The organism is Actinospica sp. (assembly GCF_035552695.1).
Classification (GTDB): domain Bacteria; phylum Actinomycetota; class Actinomycetes; order Streptomycetales; family Catenulisporaceae; genus Actinospica.
In genome coordinates this window covers 1-4,343 of record NZ_DASZKT010000014.1, presented here as the reverse complement: position 1 = coordinate 4,343, position 4,343 = coordinate 1, and the positions used below count along the sequence as shown (strand labels likewise).

Genomic DNA, 4,343 nt, shown 5'->3' with positions numbered 1-4,343 from the left:
CGGTGGCGGCTCGCGCTGGGTTCGGGCCAGCGCTTGCTGGGTGGGCTCGACGATCGGCATGATCGGCTCTCGTGTCGATCTCCCTGGTCTATCGCGCGATGCTCGCGGTGTTCGGTTGGCTCGCGCTGCTGGCGCGTTCGGCTGCGGCGAAGGACGCCGAGATCCTGGCGCTGCGCCAGGAGATAGCGGTGTTGCGCCGCCAGGTGAGCGCGCCGCGCCCGTCCTGGACCGATCGCGCACTTCTCGCGGCCCTCGCCCGATGGCTGCCGCGCGAACTGCGTCGAAAGCGCCTGGTGACCCCGGTAACGCTGCTGGCCTGGCATCGGCGACTGGTCGCGCGGCACTGGGCGCAGCCAAGACCGCCAGGCCGCCCGCCAATCCCGGAGGAACTGGCTGCCCTGATCCTCAAATTGGCGAGGGAGAACCCGCGGTTCGGGTACACCAGGATCCAGAACGAGCTGCGCCGTCTCGGGCACCGGGTGAGCGCCACCACGATCCGCCGAATCCTGCGGGCCCACGGCATCCCACCCGCCGGAGTGCGCGCGGACGCCACCGCCTGGCGCGCGTTCCTGCGCACCCAGGCCGCGGGCATCTTGGCCGCGGACTTCTTCGAGGTCGACTGTGTCGGCTACGCGAAGGCCAGCGTGTTCTTCGTGATCGAACACGCCAGCCGCACGGTGCACATCATCGGCGTCACCACGCACCCCACCGCCGGCTTCGCCATCCAGTGCGCCCGCAACCTCGCGGCCGACCTCGGCGAACGCGCCGCGCAGTTCCGCTACCTGATCCGCGACCGGGCCGGGAACTACACCGACGCCTTCGACGCCGTCTTCCAGGCCGAGGGCATCGAGATCCTCAAATCCGCTCCCCAGACCCCACGGATGAACGCCTACGCGGAACGCTTCGTGCGCACCACCCGCGAGAGCGTGACCGACCGGATGCTCATCCTCGGCGAGAAACATCTGCGCCGCGTGATGACCGAACGGGAAGAGCACTACAACACCGAGCGCGCCCACATGGCACTGGAGGGACGCGCCCCATCCGACGACCCCAACGTCATCCCCTTCCCTGCGACCCGGATCCAGCGCCACTCACGCCTCGGCGGACTCCTCAACGACTACCGGCAAGCAGCCTAAGGACCCGAACACGACCGCCGGAATCACCGCAGGTCAAGCCCAGTGACGACTTTTGGCACAGTACAGGCACCGCCACGACCCAAATTCCAATTTCCGAGCCCCACAGGGGCCGATCGGGGCAGCGCGGCGCAGCTGGCGAGCTACGCGCTCGACTGTGTTCTGCGATGCTCCTCCCGGGTCGGGGTGATCGACGACATCCACTTCATCGACCAGCGCAGCCGAGACGGGATCGCGGTCAACAACCACCTGAAATGGCTGGCGAACGAGCTGCCGGTGACGTTCATCTACGCCGGGGTGGGTCTCGCCGAACGGCGGTTCTTCGCCGAGGGCCTGACCGGCGCGGCCAGCGCGCTGGCGCAGACCGCCCGGCGCTGGACCCGCCTTCCGGTCGCCCCGTTTACCGCAGGCGAGAAGCAGGAGTGGCTGGCGCTGGTCAAGGCGGCATGCGTTGGATCAGACCGTCTACCGGCCGAGTTCGGTCACGGTTTCGTGGATCGCGGTCAGCGCGTCGTGCCGGGCGTATTTCGCGGCCAGTTCCGCGGCACGTTCGCGGTAGGCCGCCTCAGTCAGCACCTTCTCGACCGCCGCGCGCACGTCCTGCGCCTCGGGGCGCTGGGTGGCCAGGTTGATCGCCGCGCCCGCCCACGCGGCACGCGCCGTCACCTCGGCCTTGTCCTCCGTCTGGCCGGCCAGCACCATCGGCACGCCGTGGCCGAGCGCCTGCTGTACCCCGCCGAATCCGCCGTTGCTCACCAGGACGTCGGTCTGCGGCAGCAGGTCATCGAAGGGGATGAACTCGGCCACGCGGGCGTTCGCCGGCACCCGCTCCAGCTCCGACTCGGCGTCACGACCCAGCGTCGCGATCACCAGCACGTCCAGATCGGCCAGGGCATCGAGCGTCGGCTGGACCAGCTCGGAGAAATCGACGTTCGCCGCAGTCCCCTGAGACACCACGACCACCCGCGGCGCCGAGGCGACCTCATCCCACCACGTCGGAAGCTCCGAGTTCCGGGCCGATCCGGCCGGCAGCGCGCCGACATAGCGGATCGAGTCCGGCAGGTCGCTACGCGGATAGTCCAGCTGCCCGATCGACAGCTGCAGGAACCGGTCCGGCAGGCGCGAGATCCCGTCCATGATGAACGGCGCCTGCTCCGTCGCCCCACAGGAGGCGAGCACCTTCACCAGGTGCTCCTGCGTCGAACCGAACACCGCCTCCTGCACCATCGCGTTCGCCGCCCGATTACGCTCCTGACCCTCCGGCGAGCTGTCCGGCGGCAAGCCGAGTCCGAACGGCGCGGTGTCCGCGCTGCTGATCGTCAACGGCACCACCCCGAGCCCGACCACCGCCGACGGCCGTGACCCCGCCGCCCCGAGCAGTACCGGCCACGCTCCGAGGAAACCCGTCTCGTGCACCAGCACCACCGGCTCCCCATCGTCCGCCGCGAGCAGTTCCTGCACGGTACGGTGCTGATCCGGCACCGGGTCGATGAACAGGTGTCGCAGCCCGAAACCGATCTGCTCCGGCCCCGGCGCGATCGAGAGGATCTCCGGGAACAGCGCCGGCACGTCATCGCCATCGAAGTCGGCCGCACCCAGCAACGGCGCGAACCGGGCGCCGACCGCCTCCACCGCCTCGCGATACTTCGAACCGGTGGTCACAGTGACCTGATGACCGCGCCGCACCAGATCGGCGGCGACCGCGCGCATCGGCGCGAAATGCCCGTAGATCGGCGATGCGGCGACAACAACTCGCGTCATGGAATCGAGACTCTTCCTGTGAGATCCCCCGGCCGTTGCGTCAGGCCGGGCTTCGTGGCCTTCCCCCGCACCATGATCAGGCAGGTCGTCCGGCATCGGAAGCGAATACAATCGCTACCGCTTATCGTAGATCGCGATGAAAGGCGGACGATGGAGCTACGGCAGATCAGGGCGTTCGTCGTCGTCGCCGACGAATCCAGCTTCACCCGCGCCGCGGCCAGGCTCAACATGGTCCAATCCACGGTCTCGGCCGCAGTACGCAACCTTGAACGACAACTGGGTGTGCAGCTGTTCGAACGCACGACCCACCACGTGAATCTGACCCACGCGGGTCAACTGTTCCTGCCCGAGGCCAGGCGCACGCTCGCCGCCGCGCAACAGGCCCGGCACGTGCTCGAGCAGTTACACGGCGGACTGCGCGGCGAAGTCCGACTCGGAGTGATCCAAACCCCCCGGCACACCGCCGTGCAACCGGCCCTACTCATCGCACGGTTCCGCGCCGAACACCCAGGCGTGACCGTGTCCATACAAGCCGGCGGCAGCGTCGAACACGCGGAAGACCTCCGCAAAAGACGTCTTGACGTCGCCTACCTGGCCCTCCCGCCCGAAGCCACGGCCGGACTCGACCTGCACAACCTGACCTCGGAGAAAATGCAGCTGCTGTGCAGCACCGACCACCCACTGGCCGAACACGACCACGTAGAGTTGGCTGAACTGGTCGACCAGCCGTTCATCGAAGCCCCGACCACCTGGGGCAACCGCCTGGCCACCGACGCGGCCTTCACCCGCGCCGGACTCACCCGCACCATCGCCTACGAGATCGGCGACACCGCCGGCCTAACCTCCCTCATCAGACACGGCCTCGGCATAGCCATCGGCCCGCCGTCATTCATCAATCCCGAGGACGACATCCGGACAGTCCCACTCGGACCCGCCGCTCCCAGTATCGCGCTCTCGCTCGCCGTGCCCGCCGGACACGCCCTGAGTGCACCCGTGAAGGCCCTACTCCAAACGGCCCGGGAGCCGTCCGAACCCACGACGTAAGACCCCGCGGCGCGACCGAGCGATGGAGTCGTCACGCCGCTTCACGCCGCACTGCCTCGGTTCGTTGTCGCAACGGCTCGGAACAGTGATCTGCTGCGGTATATCGGTCGCGACTCGCTGGATTCGACCGGTGGGCACAACGGATCCGCCACCGCTGTCTCGTTCACCGGCGGTGCAGCGGACTTCAACGGCACGAACAGCGCCATCACGACGACGGGACCAGTCCTCGATACCGGGCCCGGCGCCAGTTTCACAGTCTCGGCCTGGATCGACCTGACAGCGATGCCGACCTCGGCATCCAAAGCCGCGACCGCCGTGAGCCAAGACGCCGGCATCAACAGCGCTTTCTACCTCCAGTACTTCCAACCATCGAACCGCTGGGCGTTCGCCCGGATGGACGCCGAT

General features: G+C 68.3%; 3 protein-coding genes. 2 read left to right on the top strand and 1 reads right to left on the bottom strand.

All coding sequences use genetic code 11. The annotated features are described in order from the left end of the window. Positions 1-71: 71 nt before the first annotated feature. On the top strand, positions 72-1,136 hold the full coding sequence (locus tag VG296_RS02925; RefSeq protein ID WP_325562757.1) for an integrase core domain-containing protein: 1,065 nt from the start codon (positions 72-74) through the stop codon (positions 1,134-1,136). A gap of 462 nt (positions 1,137-1,598) precedes the next feature. On the opposite strand, the gene VG296_RS02920 is transcribed toward VG296_RS02925, so the two are convergent. After that, positions 1,599-2,990 (bottom strand): nucleotide disphospho-sugar-binding domain-containing protein, encoded by a 1,392-nt coding sequence (locus tag VG296_RS02920; protein ID WP_325562754.1) that lies wholly within the window; start codon positions 2,988-2,990, stop codon positions 1,599-1,601. Positions 2,991-3,044: 54 nt separating this feature from the next. Here VG296_RS02920 and VG296_RS02915 point away from each other — a divergent pair, with 54 nt between their 5' ends. Next, positions 3,045-3,938 carry a LysR family transcriptional regulator gene (locus tag VG296_RS02915; protein WP_325562752.1) on the top strand — a complete coding sequence of 298 codons (894 nt, stop codon included), beginning with the start codon at positions 3,045-3,047 and terminating at the stop codon, positions 3,936-3,938. Positions 3,939-4,343 lie beyond the last annotated feature (405 nt).